This window comes from Flavobacterium sp. ENC, assembly GCF_020991415.1.
GTDB lineage: Bacteria > Bacteroidota > Bacteroidia > Flavobacteriales > Flavobacteriaceae > Flavobacterium.
The window spans coordinates 649,547-675,185 of the sequence record NZ_JAJMOY010000003.1; the positions used below are offsets into that span (position 1 = coordinate 649,547).

A 25,639-nucleotide genomic window follows, 5' to 3' on the forward strand; every position below is an offset into this window, starting at 1 on the left:
AATAAAAACTAACTAACCAACCTTAAAATTAAAGAAATGAAAAAAAATGTATTTTTATTTTTTCTTGCCCTTTTTGCTGTCCTTTTTACAGGATGTCAAAATAATGAAACTGGATTTCCCAGTTCAGACAACCCAACGGTTGTTGTTGCTACAAAAGAAATTTATGGGGCACCAACCAGAAAATTTGAAATTAAAGCCACTTTGGCAGATGATTTAGGATTAAAGAGTGTACAAATTCAAATTCCTGAATTATCCCTTGATAAAGTAATCACGTTTGCTACAAATCCATTACTTAAAACGTATGATTTGAGTTATTTTTTCGAAATTCCGGCCAATAGAGGAACTTCTGAAGTTTTTAAAATCAAATTGACAATAACAGACGTTTCAGGAAATTCAATTGATGAAGATATTAATTTACGTTTAGACGGAGAATTTGCAGCTCCTGCTATTAGCATGATTTCACCTAAGGAAGGCGCCGTTATTCTTTTGTCTACCAGTAAAGAAATGCCCGTAAATTTTGTTGTTAACGATGATTCAGGTATCGATTATGTTCAGGTAAAATGTGCTGAATTGGGTATCGATGATATGATTCAGTTATCCAACAGCCCTCAATCGTATACTTTTAATAAAACCTATACCTTACCGGTAACTGCTGCTAACTATGTTTTAACCATTACGGCAAAAGATAAATTCGCAATTCCTAACACGGGAACTTTAAATATAAATATTGTGGCTACAAATGAGTATCCGGCGATTTATTTATGTGACCAGCCAAAAGGTACTAATCTTACAACGGATGCTGTGGGCGTTCCAATGTATTTCCACGAGAAAAACGGACAAGACTTCGAATTTAAATATTATGCCGACAAAGACAATAAAGAAATTTATTTCTTAGGGCAGGAATCTGATTTTGCCCCACATTGTTTTGGTCTGAATGAGTCAGGAAACTTGACAGATGATGTTGCATCCGCTCCAATTGTTTTGCCGTCAAAAGGATATTACAGCATAAAAGTAAATCCAAATACCTTAGTGTATACGGTTACTAAATATACACCTTCCAGCAAAGTCTGGGCAGATGTTGCCAATGGATTATGGCACGATGTAGAAGCGCAAAGAAGACCTTTCGTGAGTGTTTGCGGCGGAGGAATTCAGGGTGCCGACTGGGACACCTGGACTGCCTGGGTTCAAACCGGACTGCATTTGGCAAATAACCCAAATAACCCGTACCAATTACTTGGCGAATATACTTTGACAGGAACTGTGGAAGCAACTTTTACAGGACAGTGGTGGAGTCCGTCCTGGAGATTAATCAAAAATGGTATTGCTACAATGTCGCCGGGAGAAAATGGAAATGCAAAATATCCTGCCGCTCCGGGGGTTTACAAAGTTGTACTTGATACCGAGTTAGAAAGAGTCTTTATCACGAAAAAATAAGCTGTTATACGTTTAGTTATAACATTTAATTAAAAAAAATCTTACTATGAAATATAGATTTATAGGGTTATTTATTGCCATGTTGTGCAGTGTAGCAACATTTGGGCAAATAACAATAAAAGGGACTGTTAAGGATAAGGGTGCTATACCAATTCCCGGAGTTAACCTAATTGTGAAGGGAACAGGAACAACTGCTGCAACAGATTTTGACGGAAAGTTCTCTATCTCAGTTCCTAATAAAAATGCTCAGATCGAATTCTCATTTGTTGGTTTTACCAATAAAGTTATACCGGTAGGAGATAAAACAGTTTTAGAGGTGGTTATGGAAGAATCCAGCCAGGCTTTGGATGAAATTGTGGTGGTTGGTTATGCGGCTGTTAAAAAGAGCGATGTAACGAGTTCGATTTCTTCCATAAAGGGAAAAGAGCTTCAAACCATGACCGTTGGTAATGTAGCAGAATCATTACAAGGTAAAGTGGCCGGTGTTCAGATTACGGGGCAAGGTGGTCCCGGAGCACAGCCCAGGGTTTTAATTCGCGGTATTTCGACAGTAAACCTGAGTACAGACCCGCTTTATGTGGTTGATGGTATTCCGATGGGAACAAGTATCAATTTCCTGAGTAATAACGAGATTGAATCAATGGAGGTTTTAAAAGATGCATCGGCAAGTGCCATTTATGGTTCCCGTGCTTCTAATGGAGTTATTCTGATTACAACTAAAAAAGGAAAAGTTGGAAAAACCAGATTCAGTTTTGACACGAGTTCCGGTATGCAGCTTATGAATAATCCCTACAATATGGCAAATGCCGAGAGTTATGCTTCGATTATGAATAAAGCGTATAATAATTCGGGTTATGCTGATTATTTGCCTAATCCGTCTCAATACCGGGGAAAAACTACAGATTGGTGGGATGCCGGAATTAGAAAAGCTTCACCCGTAACCAATGCTTCTCTTGGAGTTAGCGGAGGTTCAGAAAAACATACTTTTTCTGTTAGTTTAAACTATTACAACTCAGAATCTATTTACGAAGTCGGAGGATGGGAAAGAATTACGATGAGAATCAATAATGATTTTAAATTCTCGGATAAATTCTCAGCAGGAGTTACTTTAAACCCGCGTTATGAAACTTACGGAGGACCTGGAAACTGGTCAGATTTTGATAAAATCGATCCCATTACGTCAATCTACAAACCGGCAGATCAATTGACAGGATTAGAAAACGAATATAGTATTTATGCACGTTCTCCATCATACATTTGGAATCCCGTTGCAGCTGTAAAACGTTATGACGATTATACAGATCAGTACAATTTAAACACAAATGGGTACCTGCAATACACGCCAATCAAAGGATTAGTGTTTCGGACACAAGCTTCTATAGAAGTTGGGGATAAGGTAAGAAGCCGATTTAACCCCGATTTCATTATCGATGCAGCACATGAAAAAGCAGAGATTAATACAATCGAAAGATGGAATACAACAAATGTCGACTGGACATGGCAAAATACAATTACCTATTCTAAAAAAATTGCAGACAAACACAATGTGTCTTTGATGGTAGGTAATACTATGGAAGAGTATAATGGCAAGGATCTTTGGGGATACGGAGAAGGTGTTCCTAACAACAGTGATGCAATGAGAGAGCTGAATGCAGCAACCAAAAATCGTAACAGTGGCGGTAACAGCTGGTCAAGTTCTCTGATGTCTTATATTTCGCGTTTTTCTTATAACTACGACAGTAAATATTACTTCACAGGAACATTTAGACGTGATGGTTCTTCAAAGTTTATGACCAATAACAAATGGGCAAATTTCCCTTCGGCTTCCGTTTCCTGGAGAATTTTAAATGAAGGATTTATGTCGTCTGCAAAAGATGTTTTAAGCGATTTAAGATTTAGAGCAGGTTGGGGTAAAGTAGGTAATCAAGGCTTGCCAACAGCCGTTTATCAATCAAACATAGGACAAGGTTTTTATCCTATCGGATCTGTGGTTACAGATACTTCTTTTCCGTCATCAATGGCGAATAAAGACATTAAATGGGAAACGGTTGAAGATATCAGTTTTGGACTTGATTTTGGATTATGGAAAAACAAACTATCCGGATCATTAGAATATTATCAGAAGAAAACAGAAGATATGTTGTTTAAGAAACAATTTCCAACCTACAGTGGTTTTCCAAATTATTCAACAATCTGGACAAATGTGGGATCAATGCAATCCAGCGGAATTGATTTATTGGTTTCTTACAAAGACAAAAAAGGAGATTTCACGTATGGAGTTGACGTGACTTTCACCACCGTAAATGTAAAAATGTTGTCATTATCTGCAAACGGAGAAAGATTATACGGAGCAGGAAACAGAACGTTAACGGTGCAAGGTGAAGAACCGGGATATTTTTATGGATATGTAGCCGATGGTTTATTCCAGAACCAAACGGAACTAAATGCGCACACAGACGAACACGGAACCAAATTACAGCCGTATGCACAATTAGGGGATATTCGTTTTAAAGATGTAAACGGCGATGGAAAACTGGACGATAAAGACAGAACTAAAATTGGTTCTCCCTGGGCAGATTATAATGTTGGTTTGAATTTGAATTTTGCCTACAAACAATTTGATTTGGTAGCAAATTTCTATTCAAGTATAGGAAACGATATTGTAAATCAGAACATTTCAGACTTATACAACGGTGCAAGTTTAACCAATAAAGTTAATGGATTAGAGCAAATGGCCTGGCATGGCGAAGGAACTTCAAATTATGTTCCGCGTTTGTCTAAAGACGATAACAACGAAAACTACACTAAATTCTCTTCTTTTTATGTAGAAGATGGTTCTTATGTGCGCATGAAAAACCTTCAGCTTGGATTTTCATTCTACAATAAATTTGGTTTAGACAAATTGAGAATCTCATTGTCAGGTCAAAATTTATGGACCTGGACAAAATACACCGGAGTTGATCCTGAAGTTGCAGGTGGAGATCCTAAGCAGGATGATGGAGTTAAAGGATCAGGTTTTGGAGGATGGAATTATCCGGTTCAGCCAACAATTTTGATGGGTCTTAATGTAGCATTTTAATAAAAACGACATGAAAAAAATAATAATAGCAATAGTAACTTTTTCATTACTGGCAGTTTCATGCAGTGATTTTATAGAAAAAGAAGAAAGAGGGACGCAAACCTTAGAGAACTACTTTCAAACTGCACAGGAATGTGAGAATTACGTTAATGAATTAACACGAAGATTGTTGATTCCTAATGATTGGTATGCATTAGTAGCGCCAAGAGTGACCAACGAAATGGCTACAGATGATGCCTGGATGGGTAACACCGGGCAGGATAACAGTGCACACAGACCGTCTTCGCAATACGTTATTACGCCTGATAATATGGGGGATATGAACAGTGCCTATACCGCTCATTATTACACGATTCAATCGGTTAATATTGGTTTGGAGAAAATGGCCGCATCACCAATTTCAGAAACTCAAAGAAATCAATATATGGGAGAATCATTATTCGTTCGTGCTTATTGTTACTACGAATTAGTGAATCTTTTTGGAGGAGTTCCGTTATATACAAAATCTCTCGGTACTGCCGATTTAAAATTACAACGCAGTTCTGCTGCTGCTGTTTATGCACAAATTGAAGCCGATCTTAAAGAATCTGCTGCAAAATTAGAAAGCATTCCGGTAAACAGAGAAGGAAGAGTAAACAAATGGGCAGCGTATGCTTTATTGGCCCGTGTATCTTTATTTCAGGAAAAATGGGCAGAAGCAAAACAATATTCAAACAAAGTGATTGCAGAAGGACCTTATGCTCTGGAAAGTGATTTCTTAAACATCTGGAATGTAAACAATCATAACGGAGTAGAATCGATTCTTGAAGCACAATCATCATCAGTTCAGGACAAAAGTTTAGGTTCGATGTTGCCAACATTATCAGGTGCAAGAGGTGAGGATAAGAAAAACTTTCCCAGTAATGATGCTCAGGATGTTCTTGATGGTTGGGGATGGTGTATGCCAACGAGTGATTTAGAGAACGCTTATCTTTCTGAAAATGATGTAATCCGTCGCAGAAGCACCATCACCAAATGGGGAGAAGCAGCTTATGGGGATGAGGTTTTAAACCCAACGCACAAATTCAGTTTAAACGATAATAAATCAGGACGTATCTGCCGTAAATATTATATTCCGGTAGCAACACGTCGTGCATTAGACAAAAAAGACGGGCATTTACCATTGAATATTCCGTTGATTCGTTTGGCCGAAATGTATTTGACAAGAGCAGAAGCTACTTATCATACAGGCGGAGATGCTTTGGCAGATATCAATATTTTAAGAGCGCGTGTAAAATTAGATCCAAAAACAGGGTTGGCAGGACCAACACTTTTAAAACAAATCTATAAAGAACGACGTCTTGAATTGGCTTTCGAAGGATTACGTTTATATGACATTCGTCGTGAAAAAGATCCATCAACAGGAAGACCGGTTATTGAAGGTTTAATGGGACCAAACGGAACTTTTGTTAAGTACAACCTGAATTCTGCAGATCCGTATGAAACTACAAACTTAAGAGAACCACAAGACAAAGGAATCAATTTTAATCCGGCTAAAAACCTATTGTGGCCAATACCACAGCTGGAAATTGATTTAAGTGGAGGTTTAATTACACAAAATCCCGGTTACTAATTATGAAGTTTATCAACAACAATAAAGTAAGTCTGCTGTGCGCAGGCTTGCTTTTCGCAAACTCTATTTTAGTGAGCTGCGATTCTGAAAACAATCAAAATTCAAATTCTGAATCTACTATCGCCGAATTGAGTATCAATCTCGATGCAAACCTTCAAACGATGGAAAGTTTTGGAGCTTCTGATGCCTGGCAATGTAATTTTATAGGTAAAAACTGGCCTTCGGATAAAAAAAATAAAATAGCTGATTTGCTTTTTAGCAGAGAATTTGACGCTGATGGAAATCCAAAAGGAATTGGATTATCATTATGGCGTTTTAACCTTGGAGCAGGAAGTACAGAACAAGGCGATGCCAGTGATATTAGCGACGAGTGGAGACGTACAGAATGTTTCACCACAGATGGCGTATCCTATAATATGAACAAACAGGCCGGTCAGGTTTGGTTCATGAAAGCCGCCAGAGAACGTGGTGTTGACAAGCTGTTAGCGTTCACAAATAGTGCTCCGGTTTATTTAACTCAAAACGGAAAAGCACACGCAACCATCAAAGAATATTATAATCTGAAAGATGGGAAAATGCCGGATTTAGCTGATTTTTGGGCAACATCTTTAGATAAATTAAAAACAGAACAAGGTTTAACAATCGATTATGTAAGCCCGTTTAACGAACCGCAATACGAGTGGGACGGAACCGCACAAGAAGGTTCTCCGGTTACAAATGCTGCGATTTACAGTTTTGTAAATATCCTTTCGCCAAAATTACAATCAAAAGGATTAGACGCTAAAATTGTAGTTGGTGAAGGAGGTTCCTATGAGCCTTTGTACAAAACAATTTCAGGAAAAGAAAGCAGATCCAATCAGATTGATTATTTCTTTGGTGTGAATTCAGCTAAAAATATTGCAGGATTAAGCAATGTAAAGAAAACCATTTCAGCACACAGCTATTGGCAGGCGTGGCCTTTGACAGAGTTGGTTTACTCCAGACAATCTGCCGCAACAAGAGCACAATCAGTGGCAGGATTAAGCGTTTGGTCAACTGAATATTGTGTTTTAGAAAGTCCGGGAACAGCTGAACTTCCAGGTGGCGGAGGCCCGGGAAGAGATTTAGGAATTCAGACCGCACTTTGGACGGCTCGTATCATTAGTACAGATATTGCAGTGGGAGGTGTTACTTCCTGGCAGTGGTGGACAGCGGTTAGTCGCGGCGATTATAAAGACGGATTAATTCACGTTGATGATGGTTCCAGCAAAGGAGCGGGAAATGCTGATTATTGCAAAAACGATGGTTATATTAGAGACGCCAAAATACTTTGGGCTTTAGGAAACTTCTCATTCTTCGTAAAACCGGGAATGGTAAGAGTGCAGATTCCGACTGTAGATAATGCCGCTTCCGTAAATGATGTAATGGTGACGGCATACAAAGACGCGACAACTAAAAAACTGGTTGTGGTAGCAGTGAATATCAGCAAATTGGCAAAAACATACAAGTTGAATCTTACAGGAGGAACTTTGGCAGACAATAAATTTACGCCTTATACGACTTCTGAAACGCTGAGTCTGAAAAAAGGGGCAGCAGTTGATGCTACTAATTTTGAAATTCCGGCTAAGTCAATTGTGACGTATGTTGGAACATATAAATAAGAGGTTCTAAGGGGCTAAGCTGCTAAGGGACTAAGGTTTTTGTTATATGCCTAAAAAGTTATTGTGATTAACCGTAAAGACCTTTGTCAAAATTTTAAACTTTGACAAAGGTTGTAACCGCAGTAATAACCATAATATTGTCATCCTGAGCGAAGTCGAAGGAAACAAGTAGCCCGACAAGGTTTGTCATTTCGACCAAAGGGAGAAATCACATCCAGTATTCGACAATGATTAACGAATTCTTTTGTAGAGTTCCTAGTGTGATTTCTCCTCCGTCGAAATGACAAATTGCGATTATAACCGCAGAGCATTGTCATCCTGAGCGAAGTCGAAGGACACGTAAGTAACTCTACAATCAGGAACGACAATCTTTGTAGTACTACTTGCGAAGATTTCTCCTCCGTCGAAATGACAAAATTGCGATTATAACCGCAGAGCATTGTCATCCTGAGCGAAGTCGAAGGACACGTAAGTAACTCTGCAATCAGGAACGACAATCTTTGTAGTACTACTTGCGAAGATTTCTCCTCTGTCGAAATGACAAGATTGCGGAATGATTATTTAAATACAAAAAAATAATAAAATAATGAGAATAGTATCTCTATCACTTTTACTGGTCGTGAGCTCGCTGTCTTTTGGACAGCGGGCCGTTACCATTAGCACGGATAATGTTGTACAAACCATAGACGGTTTCGGAGCTTCTGATGCCTGGAGATGCCAGTTTATCGGAAAGAACTGGCCGGAACAAAAAAGGAATGCTATTGCCGATTTGCTATTTAGTAAAGAAATTGATGCACAGGGAAATCCAAAAGGAATCGGGCTTTCGATCTGGAGGTTTAATCTTGGTGCAGGAAGTGCCGAACAAGGCGAAAAAAGTAAAGTTTCAGACGAATGGAGAAGAAGTGAATCTTTTCTGCAAGCTGACGGAACTTACGATTTTTCGAAACAGGAAGGGCAAAGATGGTTTTTACAGGCAGCCAAAAAACGCGGGGTTGAAAAATTTCTGATTTTCACAAACAGCCCTCCGGTTTATATGACAAATAACGGATTGTCTTTTGCCTCTCAGAAGAATAAACTGAATCTAAAAAGTGGAGCAATTCCAAAATTTGCCGATTTCTTAGTTCAAAGTATTCAGGGTTTGGAGAAAAAAGAGGGAATAAAATTCGATTACGTAAGTCCGATAAACGAGCCGCAGTGGGAGTGGATGCCAAAACAAGGCGATACAAATAGTCAGGAAGGAACACCGGCAACCAATCAGGAAATTTATGATGTAACGAAATCACTTTCTGAAAAACTCAATGCTAAAAAAATGAGTACAGAAATTGTGATTGCCGAGGCTGCGCAAATTGATTATTTATATGGAAATGTAAATGCAGAAAACCGCGACAATCAAATGGAGTATTTCTTCGGAAAAACAAAAACTAATATTTCAAAATTCCCCAATGTAAAAAATGCCATTTCAGGGCATAGTTATTTTACAACCTGGCCAATGGAACGACAGGTTTTAAGCCGAAAATTAATAGCGGCAAACATCAGGCAAACCCCGGGATTAAAATACTGGCAATCGGAGTATTGCATTTTAGAAAATCCGGGTGAAGCTGAAATTCCGGGAGGTTCAGGCGGAGGACGGGATTTGGGAATGCAGACAGCTTTATTTGTGGCGCGTTTAATTCATAATGATATTGCTGTTGCAAATGCCGCTTCCTGGCAATGGTGGACCGCTATCACCCGTGTTGATTATAAAGACGGTCTGATTTATCTCGATGACGGAAAAAGTACTGGAGGAACAGCTCCGGATTATGTGAGAAAGGATGGCGAATTTCATGATTCGAAATTGCTTTGGGCACTAGGAAACTACTCTTTATTTGTACGCCCGGGAATGCTTAGAGTGGATATTCCGGACCAAAACGAATTGGATGCAGCAAACGATGTGATGCTGACAGCTTATAAAGATGCCGAAAACAAAAAACTGATCATTGTGGCTGTAAACTGTGGAAAATCGGATCAGAAATATAAGTTTGACTTATCAAGAGGAACTGTAAAAAGGAATGAACTTACACCTTACATTACCTCGGATACGTCTAATTTAAAAAGAGCTGACATTCAGAAAATGGACAACCTCGAAATCCCTGCAAAATCAATTGTAACGTTTGTGGGGGAGTTAGAGTTTTAGTATTTAGTCGCAGTTTTCAGTTTTCAGTCACAGTTTTCAGTCACATTTTGAAAACTGAAAACTGCGACTGCGACTAAAAACCTGAAACCTGAAACCTGAAACAAAAAAATAACAACAAAAAAATAATAAAAGCTTAGAACCTTAAAGAAATGTTTACAAAAAAGATCTTATTACCCGTATTTCTCTTTTCGTGTTTGTCTGCATTCAGTCAGATATCATTTGGAGATTCAAAAAAAATCAATGACAACTGGAAATTCAATCTTCAGGACACTCCGGACGCTCAAAAAACAACGTATGATGATACCAAATGGCAATCGGTAAATGTTCCTCACGATTGGAGTGTAAAAGGACAATTAAGTCCGACTTTAGCAAGTTGTACCGGTTATTTGCCGGGCGGAATAGGCTGGTACCGAAAATCAATCAATATTCCTCAAAGTAAAACAGGGGAGAAAGTCTATTTGTATTTTGAAGGTGTTTACAACAGAAGTGAAGTTTTTATCAACGGACATTCTTTGGGAAAACGCCCAAATGGATATATTTCTTTTGCTTATGATGCAACTCCTTTTATAAAATACGGAGCAGAAAATACGATTTCAGTTCGTGTCGATCATAGCCAGAGTGCCGATTCAAGATGGTACACAGGTTCAGGAATTTACAGAAATGTCTGGTTAGTTTATGCAAATCCGGTTCATATTGCACAATGGGGAGTTTACGCTTATCCGGAAGTGAAAAATGGAAATGGCACTTTAAATGTTGAAGTTGAGGTTGAAAATGGCGCTTCAACAAAATCAAACATTACAGTAATTAATGAGTTAATTGCAAAAGATGGAAAATCAGCTGCAAAAACAGCTTCTAAAGTGGAAGTTGCGGCAAACAAAACCGGAAAAATCTCGGCTAAAATAAACGTAAAGAATCCTCAATTATGGGATTTGGAAAACCCGAATTTGTATCAGCTTAAAACCACTGTTTTAAAAGACGGAAAACAAATCGATGAAACAGTTACAAAAACAGGTTTCAGAACATTCACATTTGACCCAAATAATGGTTTTGCATTAAACGGGAAATGGATGAAAATGAAAGGAGTCTGCCTGCATCACGATGCCGGAGTTTTGGGTTCGGCCGTTCCAAGGGAAGTTTGGGAAACAAGACTCAAAACACTGAAAGAAATTGGCGTAAATGCCATACGTACAAGTCATAATCCGCAAGCCCCGGTTTTTTATGAGCTTTGTGATGAATTAGGATTATTGGTTTTAAATGAAGCCTATGACGAATGGGAATTTCCAAAACGTAAATGGCTGGAAGGCTGGAATTACGGAACTCCTGGATTTGAAGGAACGTTTGATATTTTTGCTGAATACGGAGAAAAAGATCTTGAAGATTTTGTTCGTCGTGACAGAAATCACCTTTCAGTTTTTGCATGGAGTATTGGTAATGAAGTGGATTATCCTAATGATCCTTATTCTCATCCGGTTTTGGATAAGGGGAAAGACGGTTTCGGACAAGCAGCTTACGGAGGTTATAAAAAGGAGGCACCGGATGCCATGCGTCTTGGAGTAATTGCAAAACGTTTGGTGGGAGCAGTAAAAAAATACGATAAATCCCGTCCTGTAACGGCTGGATTAGCAGGTGTTGCAATGTCTAACGAAACAGAATATCCCGGCGCTTTGGATATTACAGGATACAATTATACGGAAAGTAAATACCAATCGGATCATGAAAAATATCCAAACCGGGTAATTTTTGGAAGTGAAAATGTTCATGATATGGAACCCTGGCTGGCGGTAAAAAATAACAAACATATTTTTGGGCAGTTTTTATGGACAGGAATTGATTATTTAGGAGAATCCGGAAGATGGCCTTCAAGAGGATTTTACTCAGGATTAGTGGATTTTGCAGGGGTTATAAAGCCAAGAGGATATTTCCGTCAGTCATTATGGTCAGATAAACCAATGGTTTATATAGGAACTTATCCGTTGAAAAATGAAAAAGATATTTCTAAAGATGCCTGGGCCATTTGGAATTACAAAGAAGGAGAAAATATTCGTGTGGTGTGTTATACAAATGCTCAGAAAGCACGTCTGGAATTAAACGGAAAAATAGTGGGTGGCGTAAAACAATACGACGAAAAAACGGGAATTATGTATTGGGATATTCCTTATGCTCCCGGGAAATTAGAAGCAATTGGTTTAAGCAGTGACGACAAAGAAGTGAGCAGATATGCTATTAATGCTACACAGCAGCCTTTTGAATTAACAATTGCCGATACCAATATCACGATCAATAAAGAGAAAGGAGTTGCCAAAATAATGGTTCAGATCAAGGATCAAAATGGTCTGCCGGTGATGCTTTCAGACAATGAAGTGACTTGTACAATTAACGGGCCTGGGATTTTATTAGGACTCGAGGCCGGAAATAACAGCGACATGACCGATTATACAGATAATGTTCAGAGAGCATTTCACGGGCATATTGCAGCCTATATTCAGGCAACCGGTGAAGCACAACCGATCAAAGTTACTTTTACCAGTCAGTGGTTAAGACCGACTGAGGTTACCATTAATACAAAATAAGTTTTTCCTTAGATCATAAATTAGTAGTTTTTTAAATTGTCAATTAACCTGTCAGCATTTTTGGTTTTGCCGGCGGGTTAATTGTTTGTAATAAAAAAACACTATATTTAAAGTGTTATATTTACATTTATTTAAATTAAGATGAAAATAAAAAACAGAATTGCTCTGGTTTTAGGTGTTGTTTTAGTATCGGCTGCAAGTGCTCAAACTAAAAAAGTGAAAAATTCAGAGTTTAAACAATGGGCACAAACACCGCCAATGGGTTGGAACAGTTGGGATTGTTATGGTTCGACTGTTGAAGAACACGAAGTAAAAGCCAACGCCGATTATATGGTGAAAAACCTGAAAAAATTCGGTTGGGAATATATTGTGGTGGACATCAGATGGTTTGTTGAGAATGACAAAGCAGGAGGCTATAATCAGACAGATCCACGTTATGTAATCGATCAGTACGGAAGATATCAGCCCGCTTTAAATCGTTTTCCAACGGCAAAAGACGGACATGGTTTTAAACCTTTAGCAGATTATATCCACAAAAAAGGATTGAAATTTGGAATTCATATCATGCGCGGAATTCCTAAAAAAGCAGTTGAAGACAAACTGCCAATTAAAGGAACAAACGGAATTACAGCAGATCAAATCTATACTACGGCATTGCAATGCGAATGGTTAAAAGACAATTATACGATTTTGGCTGATAAGCCGGGAGCACAGGAATATTACGATTCAATATTTGAGCTTTATGCACAATGGGGTGTAGATTTTATTAAGATTGATGATTTATCAAGACCGTATCACGAAGGTGAGATTAACTTAATCAGAAAGGCAATTGACAAATGCGGACGTAAAATTGTACTGAGTACTTCGCCGGGAGAAACTCCAATTGAAGCTGCCCCACACGTAACTGAACATGCCAATATGTGGAGAATGGTCGATGACGTTTGGGACACCTGGCCACACCTTACACATTTAATGAAAGTAAGCGAAAAATGGTATCCCTACATTGCTCCGGGAACCTGGCCGGACTGCGATATGATCCCATTAGGCCGTATCTCACTCAGGGGAGAACGTGGCGAAGACAGAATGACGCGCTTAACAAAAGACGAGCAATATACCTTAATTACATTCTTCAATATTTTTAAATCGCCCTTGTTTTTTGGTGGAGATTTACCGAGCAACGATGCTTTTACTTTATCATTATTAACGAACAAAGAGGTAGTGAAAATGCATAAGGAGAGCACGGCAGTAAAACAACTTTTTCAAAAAGACGGAAAAATTGCTGTGACTTCGAAAAATCCTAAAGACGGAAGTGTTTATCTGGCGTTATTCAATATCTCGGATACTGCGACAGAAACGATTTCGGTAAATGTATCAGATCTCGGAATTTCAGGAAATGTTACCGTTTTAAATCTTTGGACAGGTGCTCAATCAAAAGTTTCAACTGCAGCAATTTCGGCAGAATTAAAACCTCATAGTTCAGTGCTTTTTCAATTAAAAGCTAAAAAATAATGAAGAAGTTTTTACTGTCTTATCGAATTCTGATTGTACTTTTTGCCGTTTTTATTTCATTTGCATTTGGTTTAAAACCAAAAGAAGACAAACCGGACAAGGTGTATCTTTTCGCGTACTCGACATCAAAAGATAATGGAAGAAACGGGCTTCATTTTGCCTGGAGTACAGATCAGAAAAACTGGTTTGGTATAGGTCCTGAATATCCTTTTTTGAAATCAGATTACGGGAGTTGGGGACCAACGGGTAAATCAATGGCCGAAGCTTTTTTAATTCAGGACGATAACGGAATTTTTCATTGTTTCTGGGGAGTGCAGGATGATGTTTTTGCAGCTGCTTCAAGTAAAGATTTGATAAACTGGACAAGACAAAGTTACATTCAGGCAATGAAAAATGTGACGAAAAAAGAATCGGGAAAATCAATTATTCAAAATATAAAAGTAAGCAAAAAAGAAGGAGCGTATGCCATTCACTGGAAGGCAGATAACACTAATTATACGAGTGTTACCAAAGATTTTAAAACCTATTCTAAAGCAATAACTGAAGACAATAACGGTCCTCAATTTAGTGAAATTACAGTACTGGGAGAAACCCAAAAAGGAACCATTACTTCGGTCGACTGGAATTTAATCGATTCGTTGATTAAAAACATGGAATCATCAAAGTTTAGAGACAAGCAAGACAACACTTCACCTAAAAGTGATAGTTTGCTGTTTGTTGGCCTGAAACCCGTAACAGCTCAAATTAGCATTGACGGAAAAGATTCTAAAAAAATAAGCAATATGCTTACCGGAATATTTTTTGAAGATATTAATTACGCTGCAGATGGTGGTTTATATGCTGAATTGATCCAGAATCGTGATTTTGAATATTCGCTGCACGATAAAAAAGGCAGCGATAAAAACTGGAATGAAACAATGGCCTGGGGCGGAAATTTTAAGGTCGAAAAGGAAAATCCGGTTCACCCTAATAATTCACATTATGCCGTACTTACAAAGAGTACCATCAGCAATTCCGGTTTTGACGGAATTCCGCTTAAAGCGAATGAAAAATACGATTTTAGTGTTTTTGCAAAAGGAGCAAAATTTACGGTAAAACTAGTTGGGTCCGGAGGAGAAACTTTGGCGCAAGCCACACTAAAACCAAATCCTTCGTGGAAAAAAATTACCGTAGTGCTAAAAGTATCAAAAACGCTAAGCGATGCGCATTTAGAAATTAGTTCTGATGGAGAAGTTGCCATTGATATGGTATCTCTTTTTCCTCAGAAAACGTTCAAAAATCATAAAAACGGACTTCGTGCTGATTTGGCTGAAACCATTGCCGATATGCATCCGAAGTTTGTGCGTTTTCCCGGTGGCTGTGTCGCTCACGGCGATGGAATAGGAAATATTTACCGTTGGAAAAACACGATCGGGCCTTTAGAAAGCCGAACTCCAATGCGTAATATTTGGGGGTATCACCAATCTGTTGGATTAGGATATTTTGAATATTTTCAGTTTTGTGAAGATTTAGGTGCGCTTCCTGTTCCGGTTTTAGCAGCGGGAGTTCCTTGTCAAAATTCATCTGACGGAGGTGCCGGACAACAATTTGGTATTCCGATGGAAGACATGGATGAATACGTGCAGGATGTTCTGGATTTAATTGAATATGCCAACGGACCCGTGACAAGTGTTTGGGGCAAAAAACGTGCTGAAGCAGGGCATCCTAAACCTTTTAATTTAAAATATGTTGGTATTGGTAATGAAGATTTGATTAGTGATGTTTTTGAAGAACGTTATCGAATGATTGTGAAAGCCGTGCAGAAAAAATATCCGGAAATTATCATTATAGGCACTGTAGGACCCTTTTTTGAAGGTACAGATTATAACGAAGGATGGGCAATTGCCAATGATTTAAAACTTCCGGTGGTAGACGAACATTATTATCAGAGTCCGGGCTGGTTTATTAATAATCAGGATTTTTATGACCGCTACGACCGCTCTGAATCAAAAGTGTATTTGGGAGAATATGCGTCCCGTGGCAATAAATTTTACAACGCTTTAGCCGAGGCACTTTATCTTACAGCGATTGAACGAAATGGCGATGTAGTTACAATGGCTTCTTATGCGCCTTTATTAGCTCGTGAGAAACACACGCAATGGAATCCGGATTTGATTTATTTTACAGGAAATGAAGTAAAACCCACAGTAAATTATTTTGTACAGAAATTGTACGGCCAAAATCCGGGCGATATTTATTTGCAGCGTAAAATAAAACTATCAGATACTACTAATGAAGTTCATAAACGAATTGGTGTGTCAGTGGTTCAGGATAATGCTTCAGGAGATTTGATTGTAAAGCTGGTCAATATGCTTCCGGTTGCGGTAATTCCATCAATTGATGTATCGAATGTAACGACGACTGAAAAAGCAAATTACACTACATTTTCAGGAAGTCCCGAGAGCACAACTGTCAGACCTATTTCCCAAACTATAACAGTAACAGAAGCATTTTCAAAAGAATTGCCTCCTTATTCATTTACTGTAATTCGTATTAAAACCAAATAATTTTTCAACTATTTAAAATTATATTTTGAAAGATGGAAACCATAATAAACAGCATGCATAATGAAAAAAACATATTTTAGCCTTGTATTATTTGTAATGATTTTTAATTGCTTACAAGCGCAGGATACTACAAAAGGAACTCCGCCTGTTATTGCTGATAAAGATTTGACCGCCTATTTATTCGTTTATTTCACCGGGAATTCTGTTGAAGAAGAAGCGGTTAGGTACGCCATAAGTGCCGATGGTTATCATTATTATCACTTAAATAATAATAAATCGGTCATCGACAGTAAAGCGATTAGTTCAACCGGAGGCGTTCGTGATCCACATATTTTACGAGGGGAAGATGGCAAAACATTTTATATGGTTTTGACCGATATGACTTCATCAAAAGGCTGGGACAGTAATCGGGCGATGATTTTGCTTAAAAGTACCGATCTTGTAAAATGGAAAAGCAGCGTCGTTAATATTCAGACTGCTTTTCCCGGAAATGAAAACCTGAAACGTGTCTGGGCACCGCAAACTATTTATGATGCGAAAGCAGGAAAATACCTGGTTTATTTCAGTTTGCAATATGCCGGAGGACCCGATAAGATTTATTATGGGTATGCGAATAAAGATTTCACCGCTTTGGAAAGTGCTCCAAAATTGTTATTTGTTCCAAAATCAGAGCGGGCTTGTATTGACGGGGATATTATCGAAAAAGATGGAATTTACCATCTTTTTTACAAAACTGAAACAGAGAAAGCAGGAATAAAAGTAGCAACAACAACCGATTTAACTTCAGGAAAATGGATTGAAAACGACAATTATCTGCAACAAACCAATGATGGTGTTGAAGGTTCAGGCGTTTTCAAACTCAACAATTCCGATGAATATATCCTGATGTACGATGTTTACACTAAAGGGAAATATCAGTTTACGAAAACTAAAGATCTGGAGCATTTCACCGTTATTGATAACGACATTTCAATGGATTTTAACCCGCGTCACGGAACTATCCTGCCAATAACGCGTTCTGAATTGAAAAGGCTTATTGCGAAATGGGGAATGCCGGAGAAATTCCCAAAAATAAATAATAATCCGGTTTTAGAAGGTTATTACGCTGATCCTGAAATTTTATATTCAAATAAAACAAAGAAATATTATATCTATCCAACAAGTGATGGGTTTGACGGATGGTCAGGAAATTATTTTAAAACTTTTTCATCAGATAATTTAACGGATTGGAAGGAGGAAGGAATTATTCTTGATCTGAGAAAAGATGTGAGCTGGGCCAACAGAAATGCCTGGGCGCCTTGTATTGTAGAGAAAAAAATAAAAGGGAAATACAAGTATTTCTACTATTTTACGGCAGCTCAAAAAATAGGTGTTGCTTCGTCAGACCATCCGGCCGGACCTTTTAAGGATAGCGGTAAAGCATTAGTAAGTACAAGGCCAGAGGGGATAAAAGGAGGACAGGAAATTGATCCGGATGTTTTTACAGATCCAAAAACGGGTAAAAGTTATTTGTATTGGGGAAATGGTTATATGGCTGTAGCCGAACTAAATGCTGATATGATTTCAATAAAATCAGGAAGTACTAAAGTAATTAAAGTTGATGATACCTTCCGTGAAGGCACCTATGTCATTTATAGAAAAGGGACTTACTATTTTATGTGGAGTGAAGATGATACCAGAAGTCCAAATTATAAAGTAAGATACGGAACTTCAAAATCGCCATTAGGGCCAATTGAAATTCCGGAAAATAATATTGTAATACAGGGAAATCCTGATATTGGAATTTATGCTACCGGACATAATTCAGTAGTACAAATTCCTGACAAAGACGAATGGTATCTGGTGTACCATAGATTTTCGTATCCGACCGGAATAAAAATGGGCGATGCCGGAGGTTTTCATCGTGAAGTCTGCATTGATAAATTAGAATTCAACCCGGACGGAACAATAAAAGAAGTAATTCCTACCCATACGGGAGTTGAAAGTTTAAAGTAGTTTTAAGTTTACCATGGCAGGCTGTCACTGATATATTAAAAGGCTGCAATTCCGACTATTTGTATTTAATGGGCCACAAGTAAAAATTGTAGTAAGGAGTTCCATTAAATTATAGGGAAATCAATAGCATTTATTGCTGTTCCAATTGTTTGGTGTAAGCAAAAGCATAAAAAAAATAGAAAGAAAAAATATTTATTAAAATTATAAATTATGTCATTAAAATTTTATTTCTTATTCACAACAATATTTTTTACCAGCCTGACTGGCTTTGCTCAATCCTATGAAAAAACAGATTTTGGGATAAAAGCATCCACTAAAACTGCCATTGTAGAAATCCAGTTTTACAGTTCTCAAATAATTCGGGTTGTAAAATATCCTGTCGGAAAGAAATTTGATAAAAAAAGCCTGTCGGTTATAAAGGCTGCTGAAAACACAAAGTTCACCATTAATAAAAAAGATAGCATTCTTTCTTTGAAGAGCACAAGTATTGAAGCCATTTTGAATCTGAATAGTGCAACAATAACTTTTAAAACAATTAATGGTAGTCCATTGTTAAGTGAAAAAACTTCAGAAGCACTTTTTACAGATTTTAATGATTCAGGTATTCAGACGAACAGCGTAGCACAATCTTTTATTCTTGATAAAAAAGAGTCAATTTACGGATTGGGGATTCTCCAAAATGGGAAAATGTCCCAAAGAAATCAAAAAATCCACATGGTACAGAATAACACTTGGGATTTTGTTACCTTTTTTCAGTCTGATAAAGGATATGGACTTTTTTGGGATAATTACTCACCAACCGACTTTAGCGATACTCCTGAAGCAACTTCTTTTAAATCTGAAGTAGGGGATGGGGTAGATTATTATTTTATGAAGAGCAACAATGCTGATGGTGTAATCGCCCAAATGCGTGATTTAACCGGGCAGGTACCGATGTTTCCTAAATGGACTTTTGGCTTCTGGCAAAGTAAAGAGCGTTATAAAAGCCAAAACGAAACCGTTGAGGTGGTAAAAAAATATCGTGATTTAGGAGTTCCGTTAGACGGAATTATTCAGGATTGGCAATATTGGGGCGATAATTATCACTGGAATGGGATGAGTTTTTTAAATCCGGAATTTTCAAAACCTCAGGAAATGATAGATGATATTCATAATTTGAATGCACATCTGCTTATTTCAATCTGGTCGTCCTTTGGCCCGAAAACACCACAATTTCAGGAGATGAAAAGTAAAAATATGCTGATGGACTTTCAGACCTGGCCACAATCAGCAAAAGAGATATGGCCGCCGGATATGAACTTCCCTTCAGGGGTACAGGTATATGATGCCTATAATCCTGAGGCAAGAGATATTTATTGGAAATACCTTAACAAAGGCTTATTTTCTTTAGGTATTGACGGCTGGTGGATGGATTCTACAGAACCGGATCATTTAGATATTAAGCTGGAAGACTTTGACAATAAAACATTTTTGGGATCCTTCAGAAAGGTCAGAAATGCTTATCCATTAATGACAGTGGGAGGAGTTTATGACCATCAACGTGCACAATCATCTGAAAAAAGGGTTTTTATCTTAACACGTTCGGCCTTTGCCGGGCAACAGCGTTATGGAGCTAATACATGGTCGGGTGATGTGAATTCTTCCTGGGAAAATCTCCGAAATCAAGTTCCTGCGGGATTAAATTTTTCTTTATGTGGTATTCCATACTGGAATAGTGATATTGGCGGTTTTTTTGCCGGTGCCTACAATAAAAATGGAAATAACGGTTCGGGGGCTAAAAATTCATCGTACCAGGAACTATACTTAAGATGGCTGCAGTTTGGAGCATTTACGCCCATGATGCGTTCCCACGGTACAGACATACCACGAGAAATATACCAGTTTGGACAAAAAGGAGAAACCATCTACGATGCTATTGAAAAAACAATTCATTTGCGTTATTCATTATTGCCCTATATTTATTCAAATGCCTGGAAAGTGACAAATGGACAGTCTAGCATGATGCGGGCTTTAGTCATGGATTTTAATCATGATGAAAGAGTCAAAGATATCAACAATGAATATTTGTTTGGTCAGTCCATACTGGTAGCCCCTGTTGTTAATGCTCAGTATACTCCTGAAGTCATCGTAAAAACTAATGAAGAGACAGGGTGGGACAAAAAAGAAAATAAGGACAATGCTAAAAATCCCGGGATAGACTTTAGCGAGAAAAAATCAAAAAAGATATATCTTCCAGCCGGAACGCAGTGGTACGACTTCTGGACCAATAATAAATACAAGGGAGGACAGGAAATTGAAAAGGAAACCCGTATTGATGAAATACCATTATATATTAGGGCAGGCAGTATTATTCCTTTTGGACCCAAAGTACAATATGCTGATGAAAAGAAATGGGACAACCTTGAAATTAGAGTTTATGAAGGAGCTGATGGTGAATTTACGCTTTATGAAGATGAAGGGGATAATTATAATTACGAAAAAGGGAAATATACGAACATTACATTCAAGTGGAACGATTCTAAGAAGGTTTTAACAATTGAAAAACAAAAGGGACAATTCGATGGAATGATCAAACAACGGCAGTTTAAAGTTGTCAGAATTTCTGCAAATCCTGAAAATCAACAAAACCTAACTAAATTTAGTAAAGTAGTGGATTACACGGGAAATACAATTTCAGTAAAAATGTAATTTTGAGTTTTGTGCAGTGAAATTACTGAAATACAACAAAGCAAACCACTCCTGTTTATTTGGATTCCAATAATAAAAAAACTAAAAAGCTATTTGAGTGTATTACTTAATGTTCTTATTTTCTTCACGCTCTTTTTGCAGATAGGTAATAAAGTTCAATGGTGAAACACCTGTTACTTTTTTAAAGGTAATGGTAAATCTGCTATGTGATGAGAAACCGGATTGATCGGCAAGATAACTTATTTTATATTTTAAGTACGTATCGTCATTTTTTAATCGGTCAATAATATAGTTTATTCGTAATTCATTTATGTAACTGGCAAAATCTTTTGATTTATGTTTATTAATGACATACGATAAGTAACGCTGGTTTATATTAAGTTCTGTTGCAACAGAATTTAAGGATATATCTTTATTCAGGTAATAATGTGACTTCTTAATATCGAGCAATCCTTTTAAAATACTCATCTCAGTCGCTTCTGACATATATTCCTTTGAAATCTCTTTTTTAGATGTTATTTCCGGATATTCTTTTTGGCTTTTTTCTGGATTTTCTTCTTCATTCGCAGGCGCTGTTTCACTTTTGTCTATAAAATCTTTAAATTTTTTATAATCCTGTTTTCGTCTAAAGATGTAGATTCCAATCGTAATTAAAACAATAAAAATACAAATACCAATAATCATATATTTACTTTTCTGATAATTAGACTGGTTATCTGCCTGTTTTTTATGAAGTGTTTTAATTAAATCATCTGCAATAATTTTACGATTGTATTCATCATCCTTATGTAGCTTTAAATTCTTTTCATTATAAGTGATGTATTTTTTGTTATCTGTTTTTTTATAAAAATCCAATAAAGATGTATATACCTCCTGCTTAAGTGTGAAAAAATTTGAATCTTCAGCTATTTGCTCGGCTTTTTGGTAATTCTGCAGCGCTTTATCATAATTGCCTGTTGAAGCATATACATTTCCAAAGCCGTTATAAAGAAAACCTTTCAAAGGGCTGTTTGAGGACTGAGAAACTTCAAGTTCTTTAGATGCTTTTTGATAATAAATTAAAGAGGAATCAACCTTTTTCATTAAAAGGTAATTTTTGGCAATAAGTTCGTCATTTACGGCTGTTTGAAAATTTACATCAATACTCGATCCGGCTTTTTTGAATAATTGATTTCCTGCTTTAAGACTTGAAATTGCTTTTGAATAATTTAAAGCATACATTTCATAGTAGGCTATTTCCTGAGATAAATTTCCCTGAAATTTATACATTTCACTTTTATTCTCGATTTTTCTGCTTACGGCAACTGCTTTATGTAAATGAATTTTCCCTACACTGTAAATATCATTTTCTCTGTACAGTGTTGATAAGAAGCCATTTATTCTTGCCTGCATAGTATAATTCTTGTCAATTATCCCAAGGCTGTCTGCAGTTTTTAAAGACGCAATGGCTTCAGTACGTAAGCCATACTGACGCAGAAGAGTCGCTTTTAGCATACAGGCTTTAATGCGTTCTAAATTATTATTTGAAATCCTGTAAAGATAATCGGTGTTTTGTAAAGCTTTTTTCGGATTTGAAGCAAGCAATATCTGGGCTGTTTCTGAAAAAATACGATCGTATTTCGAATTTTGGCAATAACTTAATTGATGTGAAAGAATAGCTATTGCAAGGAGGATAAGTGATTTTAAACGCATATAAAAAGAATAAATATAAATTAAGATACTACTATAATTACCATAGTTTCTTTTTAATTAGTCATATAGACTATATGATTTTTTAATTTGCTGAAATTTAATATAGTACAGGAAATATTCAGGAACTCTCTTTGAAAATCTAAATTTCCTGTTTATTGCCTGACAGAAACAAAAATATGCATTTTTATTCAAAACTAGTTTAAAAACTGTATTTGTATTTCCTTCTTTCTTTCATTATATCAATTGTTTCTACTCTATATAATTATAAACTCAACAGGTATTATACGATCTGTGAAACTGTTATTTGTTTATCGCAATTCTAAAAATAAAAATAAATGATTTTTTGCCTGACAATGAAGTTTATGAGGTCACAATTGAAAATATTTGAAATAAATATAACTAATTGTTTGTCAGTTGTTTATGTTTTATTTTTTAGATACGTATTTTAGTTATTGCGTAATAGGTAAAACATATTTATCCTTTTTTAAAGAGAGATTCATCAGTTTTGCACTACTATAAAAAAATGAGATCCGGATAAACAAAGCACATAAATTTTATGTGTAGGACTAATCCCAGGAATGACTAAAAAATACTTTTTTTAAATTTTAATTATATGATGAACTTTACTTTTTTGAAAATTTTAACAAACACCGTAAAGCTGAGATTAAATATATTTCTCCTCTGTTTTATATTGTTAATATGCGCGAATAAAAGTTATTCGAAAACACCTTTAGTTGCCGCTCCTGTTTTACAGGAAGGTCCGGCAAAAAAATCTTTTTATAATTCATTCTTTTTTTCAATAGTTGATTTTAATAGTATGGTAACTACCGGAACTGCTTCTCTTTTTGGGGAAAGAGTTCGAGATGCCTTGAATAACCAAAATGCAATTTTTTATACCAGTACTATAATCTTAAAGCAGTAACTATGAAAATCATTACTTCAAAAAAGAAAGAAAATAAACGCACTGAACTGGACTTTTTGTTGCATTATGCAAAAATTATTTCCACTATAGTTTTATTTTTCTTTACATCAATTATAGCAAATGCACAATGTGCACCATCAGGGTCGAATCCGGATACTGATGGAGACGGATTTGCCAACAGTTGTGATACCGATAGTGATAATGATGGAATTACAGATATTGTTGAGGGTCGCTTTACGTGTACAAATTCTGTAACTACAAGTATGAACACCGTACCGTATCCTTTAAATACGCTGTTCAATGCCGCGCAGAATACGACACCAGTTACAATTGACAACCTTTCCTACGGCACATTAAACTTTACTGCCTCCTTAGTTGGGACTGCAACGTGGGGTGCTGCCAGCGGTACATCTGGAAATGTCAATCGTGTAGGAGGTGTTCAGATTAAAAACAACTTTTCGGCTGTTGGTGACTATATTTATTTACAACCTATAAATACCAGAACAACGAATACGGGTGCAGTGGCAAATCCTAGTAATTATGCATTGTATACTTTACTACTTCCCTATAAAACGGATAACTTTCAGTTTATTTCAGCAGGATTGAATTCTGACGATGCTTACGAAATTTATGCCTTCAACGGGGCTACTCCAATTCCTTTAAATCCCTCTAACCTTTCTAATTTTAGCCCTGCATTGGGAACGGCAGGTACATGGACCGTTAGTGACTTGGGGAATGGATTAAAAGTTACAAATGCTCTTGCAGCGGGTGGTGCTGATGTTGATCAGAACCTATTTACAACTACAATTACGGGAGCGGTTACACGAATTGAGATACGATCTTATAAAAACCTCACAGGAACCAATTCTAATACTGTTACAACTGGAATTACAAGTTTGATTTATTGTTCCGATTATTCCATAGTTGATTCTGATGCTGATGGAATATCCAATTATCTTGATTTAGACTCTGATAATGATGGTTGCACAGATGCCAACGAATATTATAATTCAGCAATTGCGGATGGTGGTGATGGTGGTACTTATGGCACAGGAACGCCTTTAGTAGGTTCGGAAGGTCAGGTCACCACGGCATCTTATACAGGTAATTATAACAATGTAACCGTTGCCACACAACTTAATATTACCTCACAGCCATCGAATTCAATTGTAAATGCGGGAGCTAATACCAGTTTCACAGTAGGTGCTACCGGAATAAATACTACTACATTTAACGCAGGTACCGCTAATTATACCATACCACCGGCAACAAATGCAAATGCTGGCCTTGTTTATCAGTGGCAAATAAGCACTAACAGTGGCTCGACATGGACCAATATAAGCAATGGAGGGCAATATAGTGGAGCAACTACTGCTTCGCTTTCAGTAAACAATACAACTGCCGCTCAAAATGGCAATCAATTTAGAGCTGTAGTTTCTCATAGTGGAAAAATTTGTCCAATAATATCTAATACTGCTCAAATAACAATATTGCAAGCCAATGTAGGTATTACCAAAACAGTTAATAATCTTACTCCAAATATAGGGAGCAACGTCATTTTTACTCTGACTGCAGACAATGCAGGACCGAACAATGCTGCAGGGGTTGAAGTTACAGATGTACTGCCGAATGGCTATACTTTTGTTAGCGCTACACCAAGTGTTGGGACATTTAACAGCGGGACAGGATTATGGACCGTTGGTACTTTAAACAATGGAGCCAACGCTACCTTAACAGTTACTGCTACTGTAAATGCTACAGGAAACTATGCCAATACAG

The 25,639-nt window shown here is 37.1% G+C and carries 11 protein-coding genes and 1 pseudogene; 11 read left to right on the forward strand and 1 reads right to left on the reverse strand.

What is annotated here, in order from left to right:
- Positions 1–36: 36 nt before the first annotated feature.
- The 10 genes from LPB89_RS11480 (at position 37) to LPB89_RS11525 (ending at position 21,246) form a co-directional block, all read left to right on the forward strand.
- The gene (locus LPB89_RS11480) at positions 37–1,434 is read left to right on the forward strand and encodes a DUF4625 domain-containing protein (protein WP_230701935.1); all 1,398 of its coding nucleotides are present in this window, start codon (positions 37–39) and stop codon (positions 1,432–1,434) included.
- A gap of 46 nt (positions 1,435–1,480) precedes the next feature.
- Positions 1,481–4,513 carry a TonB-dependent receptor gene (locus LPB89_RS11485; protein WP_230701936.1) on the forward strand — a complete coding sequence of 1,011 codons (3,033 nt, stop codon included), beginning with the start codon at positions 1,481–1,483 and terminating at the stop codon, positions 4,511–4,513.
- 10 nt (positions 4,514–4,523) lie between these two features.
- A complete protein-coding gene (locus tag LPB89_RS11490) occupies positions 4,524–6,125 on the forward strand; it encodes a RagB/SusD family nutrient uptake outer membrane protein (protein WP_230701937.1) in 1,602 nt (533 codons plus the stop codon).
- 2 nt (positions 6,126–6,127) lie between these two features.
- Positions 6,128–7,765, forward strand: a complete 1,638-nt coding sequence (locus tag LPB89_RS11495; RefSeq protein ID WP_230701938.1) for a glycoside hydrolase — start codon at positions 6,128–6,130, stop codon at positions 7,763–7,765.
- A 586-nt stretch (positions 7,766–8,351) separates the two neighbouring features.
- Positions 8,352–9,938, forward strand: coding sequence for a glycoside hydrolase (locus LPB89_RS11500; protein ID WP_230701939.1), 1,587 nt, complete (start codon positions 8,352–8,354; stop codon positions 9,936–9,938).
- Positions 9,939–10,087: 149 nt separating this feature from the next.
- The gene (locus LPB89_RS11505; protein WP_230701940.1) at positions 10,088–12,508 is read left to right on the forward strand and encodes a sugar-binding domain-containing protein; all 2,421 of its coding nucleotides are present in this window, start codon (positions 10,088–10,090) and stop codon (positions 12,506–12,508) included.
- A 141-nt stretch (positions 12,509–12,649) separates the two neighbouring features.
- Positions 12,650–14,017 carry a glycoside hydrolase family 27 protein gene (locus LPB89_RS11510; RefSeq protein ID WP_230701941.1) on the forward strand — a complete coding sequence of 456 codons (1,368 nt, stop codon included), beginning with the start codon at positions 12,650–12,652 and terminating at the stop codon, positions 14,015–14,017.
- Positions 14,017–16,563: an alpha-L-arabinofuranosidase C-terminal domain-containing protein gene (locus LPB89_RS11515; protein ID WP_230701942.1), complete on the forward strand. Its 2,547-nt coding sequence runs from the start codon at positions 14,017–14,019 to the stop codon at positions 16,561–16,563. Before LPB89_RS11510 ends, LPB89_RS11515 begins: the two co-directional genes overlap by 1 nt.
- A 60-nt stretch (positions 16,564–16,623) precedes the next feature.
- Positions 16,624–18,558 (forward strand): family 43 glycosylhydrolase, encoded by a 1,935-nt coding sequence (locus LPB89_RS11520; RefSeq protein WP_230701943.1) that lies wholly within the window; start codon positions 16,624–16,626, stop codon positions 18,556–18,558.
- Positions 18,559–18,768: 210 nt separating this feature from the next.
- Complete coding sequence (locus tag LPB89_RS11525; protein WP_230701944.1) at positions 18,769–21,246, forward strand: TIM-barrel domain-containing protein; 2,478 nt, start codon at positions 18,769–18,771, stop codon at positions 21,244–21,246.
- Between the two features lie 102 nt (positions 21,247–21,348).
- Here the strand turns inward: LPB89_RS11525 and LPB89_RS11530 are convergent, their stop codons facing one another.
- Positions 21,349–22,938, reverse strand: a complete 1,590-nt coding sequence (locus tag LPB89_RS11530) for a helix-turn-helix domain-containing protein (RefSeq protein ID WP_230701945.1) — start codon at positions 22,936–22,938, stop codon at positions 21,349–21,351.
- A 924-nt stretch (positions 22,939–23,862) separates the two neighbouring features.
- Here LPB89_RS11530 and LPB89_RS11535 point away from each other — a divergent pair.
- A pseudogene (locus LPB89_RS11535) lies at positions 23,863–25,639 on the forward strand (DUF11 domain-containing protein); the annotation flags it as partial.